This is a genomic window from Thermostichus sp. MS-CIW-30 (assembly GCF_054058015.1).
Genome location: NZ_JBSRZW010000004.1, coordinates 1 through 20,188, shown reverse-complemented (window position 1 = coordinate 20,188; position 20,188 = coordinate 1). Strand labels below are relative to the sequence as shown.

Sequence of the window (20,188 nt, the reverse complement as noted above, 5' to 3'; positions counted from 1 at the left end):
AACTGGTATCAAAATCCCTGAGGGCGTTTCCGTCCCCTTGCGGGGAAAAGGTAGGGATCAACGGACTGGTACGCAATTCCAGGAGGTGTTGGGTATATCTTCGTGTTTCCGTCCCCTTGCGGGGAAAAGGTAGGGATCAACATGCCTATGATAACGTCAAAGGTAGGGTTTGGTACCACGTTTCCGTCCCCTTGCGGGGAAAAGGTAGGGATCAACCGCCCGAACTTAACTATGAAGCAGCCGTGGAAGAGCTGGACTGTTTCCGTCCCCTTGCGGGGAAAAGGTAGGGATCAACAAAGTGGGTTACCGTTGGATCATTGGTCCAACGGATAAGTTTCCGTCCCCTTGCGGGGAAAAGGTAGGGATCAACTTCCTGCCTTGTTGCCAAAACCCGTAAGGCCCACCCCGGGTCCGTTTCTGTCCCCTTGCGGGGAAAAGGTAGGGATCAACTTACAGTCTTAAATCCCAGCAATGATCACCAGTACAAGTTTCCGTCCCCTTGCGGGGAAAAGGTAGGGATCAACTGTGGGGACGATGAGTTCTTCAACTACATCCTGGATGCTCGTTTCCGTCCCCTTGCGGGGAAAAGGTAGGGATCAACTTCTTGGGAGCACATTGCACGTGCAACTATTCAGCGGTTTCCGTCCCCTTGCGGGGAAAAGGTAGGGATCAACCGAAGAAGGTTGGTACGACACCGTCGTCCAATACCTCTAGTTTCCGTCCCCTTGCGGGGAAAAGGTAGGGATCAACAACAAAAGAACAAATCAACCAGCTAGATCAACTCTCGTGTTTCCGTCCCCTTGCGGGGAAAAGGTAGGGATCAACGCCAACAAGCTTTTCAATAAGTCCGACGTGATTCGCTACAGTTTCCGTCCCCTTGCGGGGAAAAGGTAGGGATCAACACTCCGAGAGCTTAAAGAACCGGATCCTGGCTGCGTTGCGGGTTTCCGTCCCCTTGCGGGGAAAAGGTAGGGATCAACTCCACTTACAATTTCTCCATTAAGTTGCTGGAGGAGCTGTTTCCGTCCCCTTGCGGGGAAAAGGTAGGGATCAACAGTTAGACTGCCCTGAAATACCCGAAGGATATGATGGGTTTCCGTCCCCTTGCGGGGAAAAGGTAGGGATCAAACCACAAGTATCGTGGATACTGGTTGATTTTGGAGAAGGGGTTTCCGTCCCCTTGCGGGGAAAAGGTAGGGATCAACGAAACGCTCGCGGTTCAACCGGGCTGTACGCAAAGCAGTTTCCGTCCCCTTGCGGGGAAAAGGTAGGGATCAACCTATCCCGCTTAAACCAAACGCAGTCCGGGGAGCTGTTTCCGTCCCCTTGCGGGGAAAAGGTAGGGATCAACGGGTAAGCGGCGACGCCATCTATCTGTCCACAAAACGTTTCCGTCCCCTTGCGGGGAAAAGGTAGGGATCAACCAGTCTGGAAGATCTCATCGATCTCGCGGAGATCGAAGTTTCCGTCCCCTTGCGGGGAAAAGGTAGGGATCAACCCTACCCCCGGAAAAGCTTGAATCCATGCAGTTTTCAAGGTGCGTTCGCGAGGGAGTACGGAGACTTCGTGACATAGATATTAACATTGCTCTTGGGGATAAGCGCAAGCAAGAAAATTGGGCTTTCTGAGGCTGTTATGTCTTGTTTTCGTGCCAATCATGGCAAGAGATCTAGGTTTGCCCTTGAAATCTTGAGCTAACAAAATTAGCCTGGCGATTGCTTGCCCCGACAGATCGCGCACAAAACTTTACAATTTTCGCTCTCCTGCTCAGGCCAGGGATCCCATCGGGGAGAGAGTCTGTCTAGACTGGAAAGCAGCCCTACGGGGATCCCTATGCGAATTGGCGTGCCCAAAGAGATCAAAGAGCAAGAGTTCCGTGTCGGGCTGACACCGGCGGCGGTGCGGGCCTTAACCGAACAGGGGCATCAGGTGTGGGTGGAAACCCAAGCAGGCCAGGGGGCGGGCTTCACGGATGAGGACTACCAAAAAGCGGGGGCCAAGCTGGCTGTCACTCCTGAGGAGATCTACCGGCAGCAGTTGGTGGTGAAGGTCAAGGAGCCCCTGCCGGCTGAGTATTCTCTGCTCCATCCCGACCTCATCCTGTTTACCTATTTGCACTTGGCCGCCAGCCGCGAGCTGACCCAGGCGCTGTTGCAATCGGGGGCCACCTGCCTTGCCTATGAAACGGTGGAATTGGCGGATGGATCCCTGCCCTTGTTGATGCCCATGAGCATGATTGCCGGGCGGCTCTCGGTGCAATTTGGCGCCCATTACCTCACCCGACAGCAGGGGGGGCGGGGCGTGTTGCTGGGCGGGATCCCGGGGGTGCCGCCGGGGCGGGTGGTGATCCTGGGCGGGGGAACCGTGGGCACCGAGGCGGCCAAAATGGCCGTAGGCTTGGGGGCGCGGGTGCAGATTTTGGACATCAACCTGCAGCGGCTGAACGAGCTGGAGCTGATTTTTGGCTCGCGGGTAGAGCTGCTCTACAGCACGGCCCAAAGCGTGGAAGAGTGTGTTCGCGAGGCCGACCTGGTGGTAGGGGCAGTGTTGGTGCCGGGAAGGCGGGCCCCGGTCTTGGTGGGAGAAGAGCTGGTGGCCCAAATGCGTCCTCGCTCCCTCATTGTGGATGTGGCGGTGGATCAGGGGGGGTGCATCGCCACCACGCGGGTTACCACCCATGCCCAGCCGGTTTACGAAGCCCACGGGGTGTTGCACTACGGCGTTCCCAACATGCCCGGAGCCGTTCCCTGGACTTCGACCCAAGCGCTGGTCAACGCCACACTCCCCTACATCCTCAAGCTGGCCAACCTTGGCCTGGCCGCTGCTTTGGAACAAGACTCGGCCTTGGCCAAAGGGCTCAACATCAGGGCAGGAAAGATCGTCCACCCGGCAGTGCGGGCCACTTTTCCAGATTTGGGCTAGCTTGTTCAGGCATCGGTGGGATCCCCTGGAGCAGATGCTACTGTCGCCAGGACAGGACATAGCGCTCCAAAGCCGCAAAAAAGGTGTAGAGCAAAATGCCCATAATGCCGAGGGCAACCAAACCCGCAAAGGCCAAAGGCACATCAAAAGAAGAGCTGGCCGACACGATCAGGTAGCCCAGCCCCTGGTTGGAAGCCACCGTCTCCGAGATCACCGAGCCGACAAAAGCAAAGGAGATGGCCACCTTCAACGAGGCAAACAGGTAGGGCATGCTGTGGGGTAGCCCCACCTTGGTGAAAATCTCCCAAGAGCTGGCCCCCAACGAGCGCAGCACATCCCGCATTTCGGCTTCCACCGTCTCCAGCCCCACCGCCACATTGACCGCAATGGGGAAAAAGGCCAGCAAAAAGGCCGTGATCACCGCCGGGATCAGGCCCAAGCCAAACCAAATCGCCAGCAGCGGCACCAAAGCCACCTTCGGGATGGTGTTAAACCCCACCAGCAGCGGGTACAAACACAGATGGGCCAGGCGGGAGCTGCCGATGATCGATCCCAGCAATATCCCCCCCACCAAAGCCAGCGCAAAGGCCAGCAGCGTCGAAGTGAGGGTGGTTAGGGAGTGACGCAGAATCACCGGGCTCCACTGGTTCATGGCTGCGAGGATCTGGGTGGGCGCCGGCAGAATGAAGCGAGGAACGTTGAACAGCCCCACCCCCACCTGCCAGAGCACAAGGGTCAAAACGATGGTGACAGCGGGCAAGACCACAGAAGCCGTTTGGGTCTGCAAAAATCGGTCAAATGATTTTTTCATGGGATCCCTCGGCAGAGATGCGTGGTAACCTGTCCAGCAAACCTTTCCAGATTTTTTGGATCAAGGGCTCTTTGGCCTAATAGCTGCGCCGAATGTGCTGGCGCACTTCCGAGACCAAGCGGTGAAACTCGTCCGTCAGGCAGATCTCCAGCGGGCGTGGACGGGGCAGATCCACTTTGAGGGAAAAGATGATCTCGCTAGGCCGTGGCCCCATCACATAAATGGTATCGGAGAGGAAAACCGCCTCCCGCAAATCGTGAGTGATCAAAATGGCGGTGCAGCCGGTGCGCAGCCACAGCCGCTGCAACATTTCCCACATATCCTCGCGGGTAAAGGCATCCAAAGCGGCAAAAGGTTCGTCCAACAACAACAGCTCCGGCTGATGGATCAAAGCGCGGCACAGGGAAGCCCGCTGCCGCATTCCCCCAGAAAGCTGCCAAGGATAGGCTTTCTGAAAACCCTCCAAGCCCACGGTGGCCAGCAGCTCCAGCGCCGACTTCTCGTGCTGGGCCAGGTTTTGCTTGAAGGTGCGCTTGTAGGGCTCTACCACCTCCAACGGCAGCAACACGTTCTCCAGGGTTGTGCGCCAGGGCAGCAGCACCGGGTTTTGAAAGGCCATGCCCACACTCTTCAGGGGGCCGGCGATGGGCTGCAACTGAAAGTAGAGGGTGCCGCCATGGTCAGTGTTCAGGCCGGCCATCATCTTCAAAAGAGAAGTCTTGCCACAGCCGCTCGGCCCAACAATGGAGACAAACTCCGAGTGGGCAACAGAAAAGCTGACGTCGCGGATGATCGTGACTGGGGATCCCTTGGTGGGGTACTGCAGCGAGACGTGGCGCAACTCCAGAACGGGCTTGCCCGAAACAGCGGGGGAAGATAACCCACTTTGAACCACCCTCTGCGACTCCAACATTGACTCAACTCCAATGATTTTCATAGTGGCCCAAGTGAGGGCTGATCCCCCTGATCCAGACAGATGATGGCCGGAGCGATGGGGGCTGCAAGCCGGTTTATCTCGAGAAGCCCATTGGTACGACCAGCCCCATCCTCACTACATCAAAGAGAAGGGCGGCCAACTGTGTTGGCAGATACTTTATGCGCCGGTGACGTATCCCCATTTTCAGCTTCGGGAGAGGGGGGATCCCTGAGAATCCGGTCATCCAAAAGAATATGGTCATTTCGATGCAAACTAAGACACTGCACCCACACTAAAACGTTGGTCGCGTCGTCGCGCCAGCGTTGCGGAGCAATAATGCACGAAGCCAGAAAGCCTTTCTCAGTAGCCCTGGCGTCTCAACCTAACCTGAAACGACTATAACTATCTATAACTATCTATCAAATAAGACTCCGACTACTGATGTTCGAAGACGTTACTGAAGCCCAACAGATCCAGCTCTACCAAAGTAGGCAAATGTTGGAAACACTGCTGCGCCAACTCCCAGCGTTCTTCCCGCCGTAACATCTCCGCCAACTTGTGGCGCACCGGGATCAAATAGCGAACATCGTTGGCGGCATATTCCAGCTGTTCGGCGGATAGCGCGTGGACGGCCCCCCAGTCGGAGCTTTGGGCAGCTTTGTTGAGTTCGACCCCGCACAGCTCGCTCACCACATCTTTGAGGCCATGCTTGCTGGTGTAGGTGCGGGCCAGTTTGCTGGCAATTTTGGTGCAAAAGACGGGCCACGCCCGGATTCCCAGGTGATAGCGCAGCATCGCCAGGTCAAAGCGGGCGTAGTGGAAAATCTTTTCAATGTTGGGATCCGTCAGCAGCCCCGCCAGAAGGGGGGCCTGCTTTACTCCACGGCTCAACCGCAACAACACCACCTCGCCGGCAGGGTTGGCGATTTGCACCACGCAGAGCCTGTCCCGCTGCGGGATCAACCCCATCGTCTCCGTATCCACGGCCAAGTGGGGTTCCCCGGCCAGGGCCTTTGCCATTGCAGGGGTGAGATCTTCGTCGCAGAGCTGGAAAGGTTGCAGGCCCACTCAGGATCTCTCAAAAGGGTGTTTTGGCTGCATAACCAAGCGGCGAAGGCCAGGCAACTACCAGCTAGACTTGACCACACCTGGCAATAAGCCTCTGTGGGCCATTTCCCGCAGGCTGTTGCGGCACAGGCCGAAATCGCGGAAGTAACCCCGGGGACGCCCGGTTTTCCAGCAGCGGTTGCGCAGGCGTGTGGGCGAGCTGGCCCGAGGGAGTTTTTGCAGTTGGGCGTGCAGCTCCATGCGGGTGGCCTGGTCGATGTTGGGATCGGCCATGGCCGCTTTCAGTTGTTGGCGCTTCTCCCGATACTTCTCGACCAAGCGTTGGCGCTTTTTCTCCCGCTCGATCATGCTCTTTTTAGCCACGGCTCACTGTTTCCCCAGATTTTTCAACTTTACTAGAATAACGGGGAGCAGCGGCCCCAAGCAAGGGGATCCCAGGCCCGCCCACGGCTATCCTCGCCAATGTTCATCACTCCTTTTCCGCTCTCCGTAGGATCCCTGAGGCCAGCCCCTCGGCTTGGGGGCAACCTACCTCTACAGGCGAGGTTGGTGTTGGGTGATGGCCATTTCCAGAGTGATCCCGTTTATCGCCACCAAGTTTAGGGTTTCCCCAGAGCAGATTGAGGCCACGCGCGTGATTCTCCACAAGCCGCCGGCTCTGTTGGCAGTGCTGAAGTCGGCCTCTCCACTGCCCAAAGAGGTTTTGCAGGATCCCAGTTTGGCCTATATCTATCCTGCCGCCTTCATTCAATGGTCGAAGTGCATGCATGGCTTGGCGGATTGGGACACTGGGCCGGCACTGAGCTACGCCGATTATGTGGCGCAACTGAAGCTGGCCTTCATGCCGACGGATATTGCCCTGAGCGGCCATTAGGGATCCCTTGGGTTGGCCATCCCATTTCGGAAGATGCGCCGGGAAGCCTCGCGGACAAACTCTTTGAGCCAACCGGATTTTTGGGTATTTTGCACCTGGGCTTTGACCACCGCCTGCATCCCCCCTTCTCCCCAGCTTTGGTTGTGCTGGAAATACTCAATGAAGCTCTTGCCGGCAATGCGGGTGAGATAGCCAGCACTGGCTGCCTGAATGGGGGCTGTCGCCAGAAAACCGACGACGCTCACTTCGGCAACGGTGGCCAAGATCCCCGTGGTCAGTTGGATCGCCCCTTCCACCAAGCCCAAGCCCGCTAGGGTTTTGGCCAGAGACAAGGCCAGCTCCCGCCCCTGCTGCAGGTTCATTTTGCAGCCGTAAAGGGATCCCAGTTCCACCACCATCTGGGCGTTGATGGCGGCAATGGCCAGCAGATCCACCGCCGGGATGGGGTTGGCGAACACCACTCCTGTAACAATCCACTGAAAGCGATCGATCACCTCCTCCGCCTGCCGGCGCAGTTGGGCTTGGAGAATCCGTTTGGCCTCTTCCCCCAACTGTTGCGATTGCAGCAGGGCATTGTCCAAGGCCAGGGATCCCCCCTCGGCATAGAGCACCGCCTGCACGCGATCCCGCACCGCCGCCACCTCCGGCTCCGGTCGCCAGGTTTGGGATCCCACCCGCACAGGGGCTGGAGCAGCGGCAGCTATCAACACATCCTGAGGTGGAATCAGGGGGTAGACCCGCTCCCGCAGGCGTTGCAAGAGGATCTGCCGTTCTTCTGAGGTGTAGCGATCCGCTTTGTTCAGGATCAGCAGGGCCCGCTTGCCCAGGGCGATCAACCGGCGCAAGGGATCCACCTCTGACTGGCGCAGATCCCCATCCACCACCACCAGCAGCAGATCGGCAGCTTGGGCTTGGGCTTGCGCCTCCTGTTCCCGCATCACCCCTGCCGGGCCGATCTCCAAAATGCCGGGGCAATCCAGGATCTGCACCGGCTGCGGGATCCCAGGCAAGTTCCAATCGTAACAAGCCACCGCCTGGGTGGTGCCCAGAGTGGCCGCCACCGCCCCCGCCCGCCGCCCCAGCAGCGCGTTGACCAAAGAAGTCTTGCCCGCCGACCCAGTGCCGAAGACCACCACCTTCAGCTGGGGCTGGGCCAACTGTTGGGCCAGCAGAGCCGACCGCTCCGCCAGCGCTGCCCGCGCCACTTCATCCTGGATTTGCGCTAGCTGCGCCTCCAGTTGAGCCAAGTTCTGTTGCGCCGCTTTCCGCTTTTCCAAAGCCGTCTCCGGCAAGGCAAGGGGTTGGGTAATTTCCCTCCTGCTGGGGGCGGGTTGGCGAAACAGAAACAAGTAGTAGATGGCAGCGGCCAAAAACACCAGCAGCAGCAGCAGCAGCACCCCAATCAACAGCCCCCCCAAAATCGGGTGGTAGCGGGTGGCGTAGTACAGATCGAGAAACGATTGGATCAGCCAGACGATCAGCCCGGTGAACGAGGCCAACAGCGCCAACAACAGCAGCAAGCGCAGGTAAGGGAGCGACCGCATAGGGATCCAACAAGGCCACAACCGTTCGCGTCAGCGGGACGGAGTCCTTTTGACTCTACCCGCGGCTGAGCATATCCGGCTACCTAGATGTCGCCTTCTGGCTGCAGGGGCAGGGCTTCTCTATCCGACTCTTCCTTTTCACACCGAGATTCCCCCTCGATGACCTGAATGGCCTGCGGATCCCCGTCAACTTTCACTTGCAGATGGCGCAACTGCCATGCCGAGCCGGCCATGCCCCGCTCCGATTCCACCACCACATCGCCGGTGCGCTGGGCCCCTGTAATCAAAAAGAACAGACACACCCAACCGGCTTCCTCATCTTCCTGAAAACGCAGCCGCGAGGGCCATCCCGGCCTCAGGGGCTCTCCCAAACGTTCCACCACCACGGCATTTTGTTCGAGCTGCTCCACCGCCAATTGGTAGGTGCGATAGGCTCCTGAGGCACGGATCCCATTCCAGACTAGGATCCCTGCCCCCGCCAGCCCCAAGCCCAACACCGCCAGCAGGCCCAAACAGCCGCAGCCACAGCAGCCCAGAGGGACAGCACAGCCGACTTTTTGTGGAGTTTCTGACACAGCCCATTGCCACCCTAGAATGCCCCCACCCTAACACAAGGCTGTTGCTCATCCTCTATGCCTTCATTGCCGACGAGGTACAGACAAAAAGCCAAGCAACCCTACGCCATTTGTCGGTGACGAACATCGCTTCTCAGTTCCGTATTGCCACAGATATCTGTTACGGCCTCAAACAACAGCTCGAAAAATCATGGGATCAGCACCTCTTTGGCAAGTTCAAGCAACTCACTGTTGAGTCTAATTTTGTACTGCAGTGAGGATGGGATCCCTACGTATCCAATTGTTAGCTCTGCTCCCACTTCGATTAGAAAGGCTTGTGAAGCAAGGATTTCAAGCTTTTCGCCTGAATAGGATCTGGATGGATCAGAAAGTCAATGGATACCTGGAAAGCCCTATTTCCTGAACATTGGGAAAGATGACAAAGCGCGCATATCGAATCCGCTATTTGGCGGAGTCAATATCAGGGGGATTTGTCGAGAATAAGAGCAGCAAAAGGTCTCAATCCAATCGCCTAAACCTATGGATGAAGCGACAACCATAACCGTGCAGCAGGTCATTCAAACCGCCATGATGACCGGTTTGCTCACCGCTGCTCAGGAACACGAACTTAACGTAAGGCTATTTCGAGAGGAGTGCTCCGAAGCCGACCTCTTCCTGCTGCGCCGTCTACACCGCTGCCTACGCCAGGGATCCATCCGCCAGATCCCGGCTTTGCACAACACCATAGCGGTTGGCCGCTTTGGCCCGCCCCTGCGCCTGGTACCGGACAGAGCCGAGACAACTCAGTCCCAGCCGACTGGGTTAAGCCTGGCGAGGGATCCCAAGACCGGGTAGTCAAGCAATTACAAGCAATTAGTGACGAGGGGGCAGAGGTAAGGTCGAGGGTTGGGCAACGGTCAAATCAGGGAAAGGAGGAGCTGAGGTTTTGCTTTCCCCGTCGTGCAGCAACACATATAAAGCAAACACATATAAAGCAAGGGATCACCAACGACGTCAACGGCAAGGCAATCTCGAATGAGCTACGGACTTCTACAGCACTTCCCTTTGCCTCTCTTCATCGCTGGAGCCCTTCCGAGTTCAGCCGCTTAGCTGAGCTTTTGAATAGGAGCGATACGGGGATCCAAGATTTTCTGTTGACCGATAGCGGGAAACCTCACCGCAATCGTGACCCGTTCACCACTGCCGAACACATGGGTAATCTGGCCTTGTCCGAATTGGGGATGTTGCAAACGATCTCCAATCGCCCACTGTTCTGAACGGCTTTGGCGGCGATTGGGCCTGGCCTTGGGTGCATCTGAAAGGGACAGTCCACTGCCGTGGGAGAGCTGTCGAGAAACGGCTCCGCGTCTGTCGAATTCGATTAACTCTTGGGGCAGTTCACTTAAAAATACCGAAGGAATAGCTGGTTCGCGGTTGCCGTAGAGCATCCTTTCCCTGGCGTGGCTGATATACAACTGCTCACGGGCACGGGTAATGCCCACATAGCAAAGGCGTCGTTCTTCTTCCAAGGCAGCGGGATCCTCCAAAGCCCGGAAATTGGGAAACAGACCCTGCTCTACCCCCACCAAGAACACAACAGGAAACTCCAAACCTTTGGAAGAGTGCAACGTCATTAGCGAAACTTTCTCAGCGCCTTCCTGAAGGTTATCTAAGTCGGAAGCCAAAGACACATTGCTCAAAAAAGCCTCAAGGCTGGGATCCTCCTGTTCTTCCTCGAATTGGCGAGCGGCATTGTAAAGTTCCATCACGTTGGCCGCTCTTTCTTCGGCTTCGTCTGTACCCTGCGCCTTGAGATCCTCCAAATAGCCGGAATCCCTTAGCAACCCTTCGATAAGGGTGGCGGCTGAAGTCTGAGAAGCCTGTCGATGCCAATGCTGAATCAGCTGAGCAAACTGAATGACAGGCCTAGCCAAACGACCCACCAAGCTACTTACAGAGGTTTCGTCGCTGAGAATTGCCCACAAAGGCACGTTGAGAGCCGCCGCCGCTTCGGTCAGCTTGTCCAGGGTGGATTTGCCAATGCCACGGCGCGGCACGTTAATAATTCGCAGCAGGCTAAAGGAGTCGGCAGGGTTAGCCACAACCCGTAAATAGGCTAGGACATCCTTAATTTCTTTGCGGTCGTAAAATCGCAGTCCGCCCACCACCGTGTAAGGGATCCCCCACCGCAGCAAGACCTCTTCAAAAGGACGGGATTGAGCGTTGATGCGGTAGAGAATGGCAAAATCTCCCCAGGAAAAAGCATTGGCATTTTGGCCGTGTAATCGTCGGATGGTATTGACAACAAACTCGGCCTCTGCAATCTCATCATCCGCCTGATGAAGAAAAATCGGATTTCCTTGCTGACGGGTTGGCCTGAGAACTTTATCAATGCGCTCTGTATTTTTCTCGATGAGGGCGTTGGCCGCCTGCAGAATGGTAGCTGTAGAGCGATAGTTCTCCTCCAGCTTGATCATGGTGCGGGTATCATCGTCCGGAAGACCATCGCCAAAGGTCTCTTGAAACTCCAGCAAGATGGTAAAATCTGCCCCGCGAAACCGATAGATGCTTTGATCGGCATCTCCCACCACAAAGATCGATCGGTTTCTCCAATCCAACCGAGATCTGCAGGTCTCGCCGTTGGTGGCCAACAGACGAATCAACTCATACTGAGTGCGGTTGGTGTCTTGGTATTCATCCACCAAAATGTGTCGAAATCGTTGGTGCCAGTAAGCCAACACCTGCTCGTTTTGTCGAAAAAGCTGCACTGGTATCCAAATCAAGTTATCAAAGTCCAGAGCATTGTTGGCTGCCAGTTGGTCTTCATAGATTTCGTAAACTTGGGCAATGGTACGGCCACGGAAGTTGGGCTGATTGCGCTCCAGGTCGGCAGGAGTCCAACCTTGGTTTTTGGCATTGCTAATGGCGTAGCGTACCGACCTTGGGTCAAACTTGCGCTCATCCAAGTTCAGTTGCTTGGTTACAATCTCCTTCACCAGAGATTGGGCATCTGATTCATCGAAGATCGAGAAGTGGCGAGTCCACTTGCGCCCCTTGGGATCCTGATATTTTTCGATCTCCAGGCGCAGGATCTGGGCAAATAAGCTGTGGAACGTGCCAATCCAAAGAGGCTTAATCCAGCGGTGGTAAACAGCAGATTTTAGTCGCGTTGCCTGGGCCGGCTCCAATTCCTCTAAGGGGATCCCAAATTGTTCTTGAGCTTCTTGTTCGGCAAAGAGCTGCTCAATGCGCTCTTTCATCTCACGGGCGGCCTTGTTGGTGAAGGTCACGGCCAAAATTTCTCCTGGATCCACCCGATAGTGGCGAACCAGGTAGGCAATGCGGTGGGTGAGGGCGCGCGTCTTGCCGGAACCTGCCCCCGCCACCACTAGCAGCGGGCCACAAAAGTGTTGCACCGCTTGCCGTTGAGAAGGGTTGAGGGCATCCAGCAAAGAGGCGTGAGTCATGGCCAGCAAACCAGAAACTGCCTTCCATTATGGGCACCAACCCAATGGGGATGAGAAGCCCAGAGGGCATTTTGGAGCACCAAAGATGAAGATCGGTTAAGATTTGGCCGGCCCGCTCCAGAGCTCCCCGCCATGAACCGAGTGCTGTCCTGCTGCTGTGCCCCGGCTAACCGCTGCTGGCTTTGCGTTCAAAAGAGACTTGTGGCTTTGGGGTTTGCCACCCTTGCCCTGCTTTCTCAAGGTGCGTTCGATCCCGTTCAAGCCGGCAACTGCCCCAGCAATGGTAACCGTGATGAATCTCTGGCTTTCAAAGTGGAGAGCGTTTTCGGAGGGCAGCTTGACCTAAGTCGGTATGAGGGCATTCAAGCGTTGATCTTGACCAACAGCCAAACCCGCTCGCAATCGGAAGCCCTCTCCAAAAGTTTGGCCCTGGAGTTTGGGCAAAACCCTCGGCTGCGCCAGATCGTGCTGGTGGATGGCAGGGGGCTGCTGCTGGTGCGCCACTTGGTTTTGCAGGCCATCCGGGAGAGTGTACCGACGGATCCCCGCCTGGTTTCTCCGTTTGTGTATGTCTCGGTCGATTTTGAGGGAGAAACCATCCAGAAGCTGCAAGAAATAGCCGCTGCAACCTTGCCTGGGATCAATTTTCGCCAACAGGCCGCTTTGCTGCTTTTGGACGGCCAGGGAACTCTTCTGAGCGGATTTGCCGACTTGGAGCGATCCAACCTCAGCATTCGCCGGTGCATTCGCACCCTCATCGGATAGTCCCACCTCCTTTTCACACCGGGAACGTCTCTTTTCTGCCGCTCTGGCCCAACCGTTAGACTGGTCATACCGGTCATGTTGAAGCTTTGAGTCAACCGGTCGAACGACGGCTCTCTGTTCGCGGGATCCCATGCGCCGCCAGCTCAAAATCTTGAACCAAATCCTCGATTACAAGCTTGCCAACTTGCGGCTGTTTGGCCGAGCCGAGCTGAAGGGGCCTGTTCTCAACGTGCTGCTGGAACGGCTGCCGGGCGATGTGGTGGATACCCTGCAGGTGATGGAGGTGGTGCGCAGTGCGGTGGAAGCCTCTCTGCTGCAAGGGTTGCGCAAGGTCAACGTTTACCTTTGGTGCCGCGGACAAACTGAAGAAGCGCCGGAGTGGAGCGAAAGCTTTGCTGTAGAGCCATTGGTCTTGGCCCACCCCAAGGAGCTCCGAAGCCTTGCTTTCAACTATCGACAAGACTATCCCGGCATGCGGGTGCTGTTTTTCTGCCTGGGCCTTTGTCTGGGCGGCTTTTACCTGTTGGGGGGCTGGGAGCAGACAGGTTGGATCGATTGGATCCCCGTAGGACTGGCCTTCGCCTTGGGGGTGATCTTCCCCTGGCTCAAACGCTCCCTCAGCCAGTTTGTACACCCTCTATTTCTCCGCCTTGGCCTGGGCTTGGGCTTGGTCTTATTGGGCCTGGCAGTGGCGCTGATCTGGCGGCAGGGCTGGAGCGTTGCCTATGGGATCCTCGGCCTCCTGGCCATCCTCCTGTTGGGTCTGGGAGCCTAGTTCTCAACCGGCAGTGGTGCCGCTGAAGACGTGTAGGGCAGGGCCGGTCATCCACACGTGCTGTGTGCTCGGATCCCAGCGAATTTCCAGATTTCCTCCCGGCAGTTCTACTGTAGCTTGCGATTCTGCGCGCTCCTCCAAAACAGCAGCCACCAAAACAGCACAGGCACCCGTCCCACAAGCCAGCGTTGCCCCCGCTCCCCGCTCCCAAACCCGTAGGCGCAGACGAGTCGGGCTGAGCACCTGCACAAATTCGGTGTTGGTGCGCTCAGGAAAGGCCGGATGATGCTCAAACAGGGGGCCCACAGCTGCCAAGTCCAGCTCCTCCAGGGATCCCTCTCCTTCCAGGAAGACCACACAATGGGGGTTGCCCATGCTCACCGCCGTCACCCGCCACTCTCGCCCGGCCACTGCAAGCGGCTGCCGAATGACCTTCTCCTCGGGTTCGGCCAAGGTGGTGGGGATCTGCCTGGCCAAAAGGCGAGGGATCCCCATGTCCACTGTGACCAGCCCATCTGCCCGCACCTGCGGCACGATTCGCCCCGCCAAGGTGTGGATCTGGTAGGCGCCATCCCGACCTGGGATCCCCAAGTCCTGCAGAAAGCGGGCCAAACAGCGGATCCCATTGCCGCACATCTCCGCCTCGGAACCGTCGCTGTTGAAGAGGCGCATGCTGAAATCTGCCCCCTCCTGCCCTGGCAGCAGGAAGATAACCCCATCGGCTCCCACCCCAAAGCGGCGATTGCAAAGGGCAACGGCCTCTTCTGGGCTCAAGCAGGGCTGAGACTGCCGGCGGTTGTCCACCAAGATAAAATCGTTCCCCAATCCCTGGTACTTGTGAAAGGAGAGACGGGGGATCAGCCGAGCAGACATTTACCCAGATATCCCAACGACAAGCTTTAATCCTCGTGCATCTCGTAGGGATCCTGCAAGTCCTTGGAAGGGGGGCCAAAGGCCGTGTAGATGGCAAACGCGGTGATGCAGATGGTGACTGCCGCAATCGCCACAATTAGGGAAAAGGTGGGTTCCATATCTAAGTCTGAGTCCTCAGATCCTGAGAGCGTTCGACTACAGTATTACACAAGTTTACAATTCATTGCTCAAGGCAAAAGGGGTTGGCCAGATTCTGATAGCGTGATTTTAATGGGGTGGCTGTCTGGGCGGTGCCGAGCACCAGGGATCCGCCTTCGAGCCTGCTATCTTCGACTTCGTCAACGTGTTCGGTTTCTAAGCGAGAACCTATGGCCATTCGTACCAAACTGGGCGATCTGCTGCGTCCCCTCAACTCGGAATACGGTAAAGTGGCTCCCGGCTGGGGCACCACGCCCCTGATGGCGGTCTTCATGGCCCTATTCGCCGTCTTCCTGTTGATCATCCTGCAGATTTACAACAAGTCGCTGCTTTTGGAAGACATCAACGTTTCTTGGGAGAGCCTCAGCTTCTGAGTTCCCCAGCCCTACTCTGGGGAAAGTCCCTGTCCCGCCAAAGAGCTGCCCAGCGGGAGCAGGATAGTTTCCGTCATCTCCTAAGCCGATGCCTTCAGGGTGCTGGCTCCAGGCGCAGCAGGGATCCATTCGGGGCGTCCGTCAACAGGTAAAGGAGTCCATCCGGCCCCTGCCGCACATCGCGAATGCGGCCCACCGCCCCCTCTAAGAGACGCTCTTCTGCCACCACGCGCTCTCCATCCAGTACCAAGCGCGCCAGGTGTTGCCCGGCCAGCGCCCCCACAAATAGGTTGCCCCGCCATTCGGGGAAAGCCTCCCCTGTGTAGAAAGTCATGCCGGAAGGGGCAATTGAGGGTGTCCAGTGCAGCAGGGGCGAAGCCAATCCAGGAGCTGCCGCCAGTCCTTGGCCGATAGGTTCCCCCGTATATTCTCGACCGTGGGTGATCAAGGGCCAGCCGTAGTTGACGCCGGGGGCCAAGATGTTGATCTCGTCCCCACCCTGCGGCCCATGTTCATGGGACCAAATTGCCCCTGTTTCAGGGTGGCGGGCCATTCCCTGAATGTTGCGGTGGCCATAGGTAAAAGTTTCCGGCAAAGCCCCTGCTTGGCCGACAAATGGGTTGTCCGCCGGGATCCCGCCCGCATCCGTAATGCGCAACACTTTACCGGCAGAATCCCCCAAATCTTGGGCTCGATCCCGTTCTCCCCGGTCGCCGGTGCTGATGTAGAGAAATCCCTGTTCATCAAAGGCCAGGCGGGAGCCAAAGTGCTGTTGAGCGGGGGTCTTGCGCTCCATGTCGAAAATCACCTCCAGATCCTGGAGTCCCTTCTCCCCCAAGCGGGCCCGCGCCACTCGGGTTCCCCCGCCGCCCGGCCCAGGAGCGGCATAGGACAGGTAAATCCAGCCGTTCTCCGCGTAATTAGGGTGCAAGGCAATGTCCAGCAGGCCCCCCTGTCCGCGGGCAAATACTTCTGGCACACCGGCTATGGGCTGGGGATCCAATCCCTGGGGGGTAACTCGGCGCAGCCGCCCTGGGCGTTCGGTAACCAAGAGAGTTCCATCCGGCAAAAAGGCCATCCCCCAAGGGTGCTCCAAACCCTGGGCCAAAGTAACCACCCGAAACGCTTGCTCCGTTCTGGCCCTGGGCAAGGCTTGGGCATGATCCCCCTGTTGCAGGGTCATCACCATCTCCGGGCTGACCGGGTAGGCCGCCACGACAGCGGGGACGGACACCCCCCCAAAAAGCAGCAGTGAGGAGAGAAGCTTGATCGCCGGGATCCTCATGGCCATTGCCGCCTCGTTTTCGCGATGGATTCTGGGGTCTGAGCTAGTCGATTATTACCGCTGCTCTTCTGGAGATGGGTACCGATGAGGGTAAAACCCACTGCGGACCAGAGTGGGCAACCCCCTGTCCCCTCCCGGCCATAGGCTAGCCTTGAGAGCAGCAATCTGTCTCCAAAGCATGCTGGAACCTGGCGAGATCTTGGGACTCGATCCCGCGGGCGCGAACGGCCAATCCCCCGCCCGCCCGCCCCAAAGGCCAACCTGCGGATCCCTGCAGCAGCTCCAGCCCCACTCCAGAGGGATCCACCTCATCTGTGCCCAGGGCCGCTGGTCTATGCAGGTGCTCACCCCCCGTCTGTTTCGGCTGCGCTTTAGCCCCAGCGGAGCGTTTTTGCCCCGTCGTTCCTGGGATGTGGCTCCAGCCGATGAAGAGTGGCCGCCGGCTCCCTTTGAACTGCAGGAAAGCTCCACCCAAATCCACCTGTCCACCTCCCAGGTGCAAGTTCAGATCGATCGGGATCCCCTCCGGTTCAGTTTTCAAGACTCTCAAGGGCAAGAGTTTTGCGCCGATGTCTCCTCTGGGCTTACCTGGGGATCCGATAGCATCCGCCTGGTCAAACACCTCCACCCTGCCGAGCACATCTATGGCCTAGGGGAACGGGCGGGGCTACTCAACAAACGGGGTCGGCGCTACAGCCACTGGACTCGCGACTGCTGGAACTACGACGCCCACAGCGACAATCTCTACCAGGCCATTCCCTTCGCCCTGTTTCTTCGCCCCAACCTCTGCTACGGGCTCTTCCTGCACTGCACCCACTGGAGCCAGTTCGACCTGGGCCAGATCGATCCCGAGCAGTGGGCCATCGAGGTGCGCGCCCCCGAGCTGGATTACTACCTGATCTACGGCCCCACCCCGGCCTTGGTGCTCGAGACCTACACCCAACTCACTGGGCGGCCTCCCCTTCCTCCCCTCTGGGCCTTGGGCTACCAACAGTGCCGCTGGAGCTACGCCAGCGCCGCTCAGGTTCAAACCGTTGCGCAGCAATTTCGCCAGCGGCAGATCCCCTGCGACGTCATTTACTTGGATATCGACTACATGCGCGGCTACCGCGTCTTCACCTGGGATCCCCGCCGCTTCCCCGAACCGGCCCGGCTCATGGCCCAACTCCACGAGGCTGGCTTCCGGGTGGTAGCCATTGTGGATCCCGGCGTCAAGTTCGAGCCCGAAGCCGACTACGCCGTCTTCGACGAGGGCTTGGCCCAGGATTTCTTTATCCGCCGCGCCGACGGCCACCTCTTCCATGGCTACGTTTGGCCAGGCAAAGTCCTCTTTCCCGACTTCTTGCGCCCCGGAGTGCGGCAGTGGTGGGGATCCTGGCAACGGGTTCTCACCCAAGCCGGTGTGGATGGCATCTGGAACGACATGAACGAGCCGGCCCTCAACGACCGCCCCTTTGGAGACGGCGGCCAGATCGTCGATATCCCCCTCGATGCCCCCCAAGGCCCACCCGACGAACCCACCACCCACGCCGAAGTTCACAACCTGTACGGCCTGCTGATGACACGCGCTTCCCGTGAAGGCTTGGAACAGCTCAACCCCAACCGGCGCCCCTTCGTGCTGACCCGCTCCGGCTTTGCTGGGATCCAGCGCTGGGCTGCCGTCTGGACAGGCGACAACCAATCCTCCTGGGAACACCTGGAGATGTCCCTGCCCATGCTCCTAAACCTGGGCCTGTCGGGAGTTAGCTTTGTCGGCGCGGACATCGGCGGCTTCGGTGGCAATGCCACTCCCGAGCTGTTTGCCCGTTGGATGCAAATGGGAATTCTTTACCCCCTCATGCGCGGCCACAGCGCCCTGGGCACCCGCCCCCACGAGCCCTGGAGCTTTGGCCTCGAAGTGGAAACCATCTGCCGGCAGGCCATTCAGTTGCGTTACCAGCTGCTGCCCTACCTCTACAGCCTCTTTTGGGAGTCCAGCCAAACCGGATCCCCCATCTTGCGCCCCCTTCTCTACGAGTTTCCCGACGATCCGCAAACCTACGAGATCTCAGATCAAGCCATGCTGGGATCCGCCCTCCTAGCTGCCCCTGTGGTTCGGCCTGGCGTGCGGTGCCGCGCTGTTTACCTACCCCAGGGCACTTGGTTTGATTGGTGGACAGGTCAGGCCCACACCGGCCCCCGCTACATTCTCGTCCCTGCCCCTCTCGAACAACTGCCGCTGTTTGTGCGGGGTGGCTCCGTTCTGCCTTTAGCTCCCCCCTGCCCGTCCACCGCCCACCTGCGCCGTGACCAACCGCACCTCAAACTCTACCCCGGCAACGGCAGCTTCACCCTCTACGAAGACGACGGGGAAACCCTCGCCCATCGAGCAGGAGCCTGGGCCACCACCCTCTTCCGCTTGCGACAGCAAAATGGCCAGCTCATTCTGGAGATCGAGGCCCGCCAGGGCAACTGGAGCCCGCCCCAGCGTAGCTGGCTTCTGGAGCCCCTTGGCCACACTCCCCTCTCCCTGCCGGACACCGGACAGCCGCAACGGGTTCTCTGGCCCACCCCAGAGGATCCCCCGTTTAGGTGACATACTCCCATCACTGACCCTACAGGTACAGCGTGGGCTTCTCGCTTCATCGGGGAGCTACTGCAAGAACCCTCTGCGAGCAGACACGGGATGCCCCACCGCGTAGTTGCACCAGATTCCGGCAACGCCGTTTTGTACAACCATGTTGATTATAGTACAGAATATATCCGCCTTTCATCCCGACCCTCCTGCTGTTGCAGAGAGTGCGGGGCTTCCCGGCGAGCTAGCTAATCGCCCTCACGGCCTCCAGCAGCTCCCGGTTGTCTCGCTTGAACAAGGGCAGCCACTCCACATGCTGGTAGCGTAGGATCCCTTGGCTATCCACCAAAAAATAGGCCCGCCGCGTCCCCAGCAGGCTGTCCACCCCGTACTGCTGGCTCACGGTTCTGTCCACATCGCTCAGCAAAGGAAACTCCAGCTTAAGCTGCTCGGCAAAGGCTTGGTGCCTGGAGAGGGGATCGCTGCTGATCCCCAAGATCTCGCAGCCCGCGGCCCGGAAAGCTTCCCAATCCTCCCGAAAGCAACGCATCTCGCTCGTGCATACCGGGGAAAAATCCGCCGGGTAAAAGGCCAGCAACACCTTGCTCTTGCCCCGGTAGGCCGCCAGTGAAATCTGGGCTCCCTTTTGGATCCCTTTCCCCACCGCAGGCAAGCTAAAGTCAGGAGCAACAGCCCCAATCACAATCCCCATAGACCCGTCTAACCCAATCTGAGCTCACTTCAACAGTCTAACGGTGGATCCGGATCCCTTCTGGCTTCAAAAAATTTTGGGTTGGATATCTTGACGTGGGAGTGGTGGTGGGGATAGGGTAGTAAAGCGCTGATGAGGCCACCCAGCCCCGGCGCCCCAGAACCTTGACAAGTAACTCGTTCAGTCAACCATCGCCAAGCAGCACAGCAGGCTCCCTGAGTCGGCTGGTGGCTGCTCATTCAACCCTGTCAAGTTTCCATTTTTCCAGAGACAAGCTCTTGAATTGACACGGAGAGTTTGATCCTGGCTCAGGATGAACGCTGGCGGTATGCTTAACACATGCAAGTCGCACGGACACCTTCGGGTGTTAGTGGCGGACGGGTGAGTAACACGTAGGAATCTACCCTCAGGCGGGGGATAACAGCTGGAAACGGCTGCTAATACCCCATACAGGCGGAAGCTGAAAGGAGCAATCCACCTGAGGATGAGCCTGCGT

18 protein-coding genes, 1 rRNA gene and 1 CRISPR repeat array (1 of these 20 cut by a window edge) are annotated in these 20,188 nt (G+C 58.1%); of the genes, 8 read left to right on the top strand and 11 right to left on the bottom strand.

Annotated elements, in window-relative coordinates; genetic code table 11:
* Positions 1-1,498: a CRISPR direct-repeat array (repeat unit 37 nt; unit sequence GTTTCCGTCCCCTTGCGGGGAAAAGGTAGGGATCAAC); it reaches 128 nt to the left of the window's first position.
* A 335-nt stretch (positions 1,499-1,833) separates the two neighbouring features.
* Complete coding sequence (gene ald, locus ACVWXW_RS02655; protein ID WP_457402629.1) at positions 1,834-2,922, top strand: alanine dehydrogenase; 1,089 nt, start codon at positions 1,834-1,836, stop codon at positions 2,920-2,922.
* A gap of 37 nt (positions 2,923-2,959) precedes the next feature.
* Here the strand turns inward: ald and ACVWXW_RS02650 are convergent, their stop codons facing one another.
* The 4 genes from ACVWXW_RS02650 to rpsN all read right to left on the bottom strand — a co-directional run bounded on the left by ACVWXW_RS02650 (position 2,960) and on the right by rpsN (position 6,080).
* Positions 2,960-3,733, bottom strand: coding sequence for an ABC transporter permease (locus ACVWXW_RS02650; protein WP_414356055.1), 774 nt, complete (start codon positions 3,731-3,733; stop codon positions 2,960-2,962).
* A 76-nt stretch (positions 3,734-3,809) separates the two neighbouring features.
* Positions 3,810-4,646, bottom strand: coding sequence for an ABC transporter ATP-binding protein (locus ACVWXW_RS02645; RefSeq protein ID WP_049749636.1), 837 nt, complete (start codon positions 4,644-4,646; stop codon positions 3,810-3,812).
* Between the two features lie 438 nt (positions 4,647-5,084).
* Positions 5,085-5,717 carry a ribonuclease D gene (locus tag ACVWXW_RS02640; protein WP_457402626.1) on the bottom strand — a complete coding sequence of 211 codons (633 nt, stop codon included), beginning with the start codon at positions 5,715-5,717 and terminating at the stop codon, positions 5,085-5,087.
* A gap of 57 nt (positions 5,718-5,774) precedes the next feature.
* The gene (rpsN, locus tag ACVWXW_RS02635) at positions 5,775-6,080 is read right to left on the bottom strand and encodes a 30S ribosomal protein S14 (protein WP_011432985.1); all 306 of its coding nucleotides are present in this window, start codon (positions 6,078-6,080) and stop codon (positions 5,775-5,777) included.
* Between the two features lie 196 nt (positions 6,081-6,276).
* On the opposite strand from rpsN, the gene ACVWXW_RS02630 reads away from it, so the two are divergent.
* On the top strand, positions 6,277-6,591 hold the full coding sequence (locus ACVWXW_RS02630; RefSeq protein WP_414344672.1) for a hypothetical protein: 315 nt from the start codon (positions 6,277-6,279) through the stop codon (positions 6,589-6,591).
* Here the strand turns inward: ACVWXW_RS02630 and ACVWXW_RS02625 are convergent.
* Both ACVWXW_RS02625 and ACVWXW_RS02620 read right to left on the bottom strand, forming a co-directional pair.
* Positions 6,588-8,135 carry a YcjF family protein gene (locus ACVWXW_RS02625; RefSeq protein WP_457402624.1) on the bottom strand — a complete coding sequence of 516 codons (1,548 nt, stop codon included), beginning with the start codon at positions 8,133-8,135 and terminating at the stop codon, positions 6,588-6,590. The genes ACVWXW_RS02630 and ACVWXW_RS02625 overlap by 4 nt on opposite strands.
* Before the next feature lie 83 nt (positions 8,136-8,218).
* Positions 8,219-8,710 carry a cytochrome c oxidase assembly factor Coa1 family protein gene (locus tag ACVWXW_RS02620; protein ID WP_457391947.1) on the bottom strand — a complete coding sequence of 164 codons (492 nt, stop codon included), beginning with the start codon at positions 8,708-8,710 and terminating at the stop codon, positions 8,219-8,221.
* Positions 8,711-9,229: 519 nt separating this feature from the next.
* Here ACVWXW_RS02620 and ACVWXW_RS02615 point away from each other — a divergent pair.
* Positions 9,230-9,544 (top strand): hypothetical protein, encoded by a 315-nt coding sequence (locus ACVWXW_RS02615; protein ID WP_457402623.1) that lies wholly within the window; start codon positions 9,230-9,232, stop codon positions 9,542-9,544.
* A 251-nt stretch (positions 9,545-9,795) separates the two neighbouring features.
* Here ACVWXW_RS02615 and pcrA read toward each other — a convergent pair whose 3' ends face one another.
* The gene (gene pcrA / locus ACVWXW_RS02610) at positions 9,796-12,156 is read right to left on the bottom strand and encodes a DNA helicase PcrA (RefSeq protein WP_457402621.1); all 2,361 of its coding nucleotides are present in this window, start codon (positions 12,154-12,156) and stop codon (positions 9,796-9,798) included.
* A 132-nt stretch (positions 12,157-12,288) separates the two neighbouring features.
* Here pcrA and ACVWXW_RS02605 point away from each other — a divergent pair, with 132 nt between their 5' ends.
* Together ACVWXW_RS02605 and ACVWXW_RS02600 are read left to right on the top strand one after the other, a co-directional pair.
* Positions 12,289-12,921 carry a hypothetical protein gene (locus tag ACVWXW_RS02605; protein ID WP_457402619.1) on the top strand — a complete coding sequence of 211 codons (633 nt, stop codon included), beginning with the start codon at positions 12,289-12,291 and terminating at the stop codon, positions 12,919-12,921.
* A 130-nt stretch (positions 12,922-13,051) separates the two neighbouring features.
* Positions 13,052-13,696, top strand: a complete 645-nt coding sequence (locus ACVWXW_RS02600; protein WP_414375245.1) for a hypothetical protein — start codon at positions 13,052-13,054, stop codon at positions 13,694-13,696.
* A gap of 3 nt (positions 13,697-13,699) precedes the next feature.
* Here the strand turns inward: ACVWXW_RS02600 and dapF are convergent, their stop codons facing one another.
* Both dapF and psbN read right to left on the bottom strand, forming a co-directional pair.
* On the bottom strand, positions 13,700-14,569 hold the full coding sequence (dapF, locus tag ACVWXW_RS02595) for a diaminopimelate epimerase (RefSeq protein WP_457402617.1): 870 nt from the start codon (positions 14,567-14,569) through the stop codon (positions 13,700-13,702).
* A gap of 26 nt (positions 14,570-14,595) precedes the next feature.
* On the bottom strand, positions 14,596-14,727 hold the full coding sequence (gene psbN, locus ACVWXW_RS02590) for a photosystem II reaction center protein PsbN (RefSeq protein ID WP_011432995.1): 132 nt from the start codon (positions 14,725-14,727) through the stop codon (positions 14,596-14,598).
* A 210-nt stretch (positions 14,728-14,937) separates the two neighbouring features.
* Here psbN and psbH point away from each other — a divergent pair, with 210 nt between their 5' ends.
* Positions 14,938-15,141: a photosystem II reaction center phosphoprotein PsbH gene (gene psbH, locus ACVWXW_RS02585; RefSeq protein ID WP_414331336.1), complete on the top strand. Its 204-nt coding sequence runs from the start codon at positions 14,938-14,940 to the stop codon at positions 15,139-15,141.
* A gap of 94 nt (positions 15,142-15,235) precedes the next feature.
* Here psbH and ACVWXW_RS02580 read toward each other — a convergent pair whose 3' ends face one another.
* Positions 15,236-16,324, bottom strand: a complete 1,089-nt coding sequence (locus tag ACVWXW_RS02580; RefSeq protein ID WP_457402735.1) for a PQQ-dependent sugar dehydrogenase — start codon at positions 16,322-16,324, stop codon at positions 15,236-15,238.
* 214 nt (positions 16,325-16,538) lie between these two features.
* Between ACVWXW_RS02580 and ACVWXW_RS02575 the strand changes: the two genes are divergently transcribed.
* Positions 16,539-19,001 carry a glycoside hydrolase family 31 protein gene (locus tag ACVWXW_RS02575; RefSeq protein WP_457402615.1) on the top strand — a complete coding sequence of 821 codons (2,463 nt, stop codon included), beginning with the start codon at positions 16,539-16,541 and terminating at the stop codon, positions 18,999-19,001.
* Positions 19,002-19,224: 223 nt separating this feature from the next.
* Here the strand turns inward: ACVWXW_RS02575 and ACVWXW_RS02570 are convergent, their stop codons facing one another.
* Positions 19,225-19,692, bottom strand: a complete 468-nt coding sequence (locus ACVWXW_RS02570; RefSeq protein WP_011432999.1) for a peroxiredoxin family protein — start codon at positions 19,690-19,692, stop codon at positions 19,225-19,227.
* A 285-nt stretch (positions 19,693-19,977) separates the two neighbouring features.
* Between ACVWXW_RS02570 and ACVWXW_RS02565 the strand changes: the two genes are divergently transcribed.
* Positions 19,978-20,188: ribosomal RNA gene (locus ACVWXW_RS02565) — 16S ribosomal RNA — on the top strand; the annotation flags it as partial.

Bases quoted from the DNA above. Each gene is read 5' to 3' on its own strand.
- psbN (WP_011432995.1), bottom strand. From the start codon at position 14,727: ATGGAACCCACCTTTTCCCTAATTGTGGCGATTGCGGCAGTCACCATC.
- ACVWXW_RS02650 (WP_414356055.1), bottom strand. From the start codon at position 3,733: ATGAAAAAATCATTTGACCGATTTTTGCAGACCCAAACGGCTTCTGTG.
- ACVWXW_RS02625 (WP_457402624.1), bottom strand. From the start codon at position 8,135: ATGCGGTCGCTCCCTTACCTGCGCTTGCTGCTGTTGTTGGCGCTGTTG.
- dapF (WP_457402617.1), bottom strand. From the start codon at position 14,569: ATGTCTGCTCGGCTGATCCCCCGTCTCTCCTTTCACAAGTACCAGGGA.
- ACVWXW_RS02630 (WP_414344672.1), top strand. From the start codon at position 6,277: ATGGCCATTTCCAGAGTGATCCCGTTTATCGCCACCAAGTTTAGGGTT.
- ACVWXW_RS02570 (WP_011432999.1), bottom strand. From the start codon at position 19,692: ATGGGGATTGTGATTGGGGCTGTTGCTCCTGACTTTAGCTTGCCTGCG.
- ACVWXW_RS02605 (WP_457402619.1), top strand. From the start codon at position 12,289: ATGAACCGAGTGCTGTCCTGCTGCTGTGCCCCGGCTAACCGCTGCTGG.
- ACVWXW_RS02615 (WP_457402623.1), top strand. From the start codon at position 9,230: ATGGATGAAGCGACAACCATAACCGTGCAGCAGGTCATTCAAACCGCC.
- pcrA (WP_457402621.1), bottom strand. From the start codon at position 12,156: ATGACTCACGCCTCTTTGCTGGATGCCCTCAACCCTTCTCAACGGCAA.
- ACVWXW_RS02600 (WP_414375245.1), top strand. From the start codon at position 13,052: ATGCGCCGCCAGCTCAAAATCTTGAACCAAATCCTCGATTACAAGCTT.
- ACVWXW_RS02645 (WP_049749636.1), bottom strand. From the start codon at position 4,646: ATGTTGGAGTCGCAGAGGGTGGTTCAAAGTGGGTTATCTTCCCCCGCT.
- psbH (WP_414331336.1), top strand. From the start codon at position 14,938: ATGGCCATTCGTACCAAACTGGGCGATCTGCTGCGTCCCCTCAACTCG.
- ACVWXW_RS02580 (WP_457402735.1), bottom strand. From the start codon at position 16,324: ATGACCCTGCAACAGGGGGATCATGCCCAAGCCTTGCCCAGGGCCAGA.
- ald (WP_457402629.1), top strand. From the start codon at position 1,834: ATGCGAATTGGCGTGCCCAAAGAGATCAAAGAGCAAGAGTTCCGTGTC.